The organism is Stenotrophomonas sp. HMWF003 (assembly GCF_003061285.1).
GTDB lineage: Bacteria > Pseudomonadota > Gammaproteobacteria > Xanthomonadales > Xanthomonadaceae > Stenotrophomonas > Stenotrophomonas maltophilia_AP.
In genome coordinates, this window is sequence record NZ_QAIW01000343.1 from 1 (window position 1) to 2,068 (window position 2,068).

The 2,068-nt window shown below is 69.8% G+C and carries 1 pseudogene; it reads left to right on the forward strand.

The features are described from left to right. Nucleotides 1–2,068, forward strand: a pseudogene (locus DBR34_RS13790) (hemagglutinin); the annotation flags it as partial.

Below are 2,068 nucleotides of genomic sequence, written 5' to 3' on the forward strand. Positions count from 1 at the left end.
GTCGGCAACATCGTGGGTGGCGTGGTGGGCGGGGTGTTCCCGGCGCCGACGTCGCTGCCGCCGGGCCATCCCAAGGCCCCTGCGGCGCCGGATCCGGATGCGGGGCTGATCATCGGCACCGGCGGCCTGGTCGGTTCGCTGTCGACCCTGGTCGGCCCGACCGCGCAGGGCCTGCTGGGTGGGGACGGGTACGTGCGCAACGGCAAGCTGGCCGTCAGCAGCGCCAACGTGATGCAGACCTACTCGGTCACCAATGTGCTGGGCGTGCCGCTGGTCAACCTGACCCCGGTGGGCACCCTGCTCAACGGGCTGGGTGGCGCGGCCACCGGCGGCAGTTCGCACCTGACGCTGATTGGCGGGGTCACCTCGGACAGCTACATCTACAACATCAACAACGGCAACCCGAACGGGTTGCTGGGCCTGCTGCTGCCGGACCAGGCACCGGGCTGGTCCAACAAATGCGTGGACCTGCTGGTGGCCAGCGTGGACTGCTGGGCCGTCAACGCCGCGCAGGACTACCAGGTGCTGGTCGGCGACGGCGCGTATGCCAACGGTTCGCGCGAGGTCGTCATTGGCGCCAACGCGCGCCACGAGCTGGCCAAGGTGGACGCCAACGTGGCCTTCCCGGGTGCGGGCCTGAACGACCCGAACGATCCCACCGGCGTGCCCACCGCCGACTATGCCGCGCGCATGGGCCATTCGGTGGTGGTCGGCGACAGTGCCAAGGGCACGGCCAATGGCCAGGTTCTGCTCGGTGCCGAAGCCACCTCCAGCCAGGCCAACAGCGTGGCACTGGGCTACCGCACCGTGGCCAATCGCGGCGCGCAGGCCAGCTACAGCGCCTACGGGCTGACCACGCCGCAGATCTCGGCCGGTGAAGTATCGGTCGGTTTTGCGGGCGGCGAGCGGCAGATCACCAACGTGGCGGCCGGCAGCGCGGCCACCGACGCGGTCAACGTGCGCCAGCTGCAGGGCGCGATCAACCAGATCGATGCGCTGGACGTGTTCGCGGTGACCTACGACGACGACGGTGCCGGCGGTGCCGATTACCGTCGCATCACCTTGGGCGGCGGCACCGGCACCACCACGCTGGCCAACCTGGCCCCGGGCGCGATCGGTGCGGCCAGCACCGAAGCGGTCAACGGTGCGCAGCTGTTCGCCAGCAACCAGGCCATCGTCGACTACTTCGGCGGGCTGACCGCCTTCGACCCGGCCACCGGCGCCTGGACCGCGCCGAGCTTCGCCATCACCACCGTCTCCAACAGTGGCGCCATCGCCCCGGGTGTGTACGACAACGCCACCGATGCGTTCTCGGCCGTGGATGGCTCGCTGGTCAACCTCAACACGCAGATCACCGACATCCGCAACGGGGTCGGCAGCCGGTTCCTGAAGATCAATTCGACCGGGCTGGACGCCGTGGCGACCGGCGCCGACAGCATCGCGGTGGGCACCGGTGCCACCGCAGTGGCCGCCAATGCCATTGCCGTGGGGGCGGGCGCCATGGCCGATCGCGACGGCACGGTGTCGGTCGGTGCGGTGGGCAGCGAACGCCAAGTGGTGAACGTGGCCGCCGGTACGCAGGCCACCGACGCGGTCAACATGGGCCAGATGCTGGCCTCCGAAGCGGGTGCGTTGCGCTACGACGAAAACCCCGACGGCAGCATCAATTACGCCAGTGCCACGCTCGGCAACGGCACCGGCACCACCAGCCTGCGCAATCTGCGTGCCGGTGCGGTCAGTGCGGCCAGCACCGAGGCGATCAATGGCGCCCAGCTGTTCGATGCCAGCCAGGCACTGGCCACGCACCTGGGCGGCGGAGCCGCAGTCGACGCCGACGGCGTGATCAGTGCGCCGACCTACACCATCAACGCGGTATCCAGCACGGGCCAGGTGACCCCGGGCGACTACAACGACGTGGGCAGTGCATTCGATGCGGTCAGCCAGTCGCTGGCCAACGTGGCCGACCAGACCGACACGGTCGACAAGCTGGCGGTGAAGTACGACGTGGACGGCGCCGGCAACGCCACCGACAGCATCACCCTGACCGGCAGCGGTGCCGGCGCGGCGG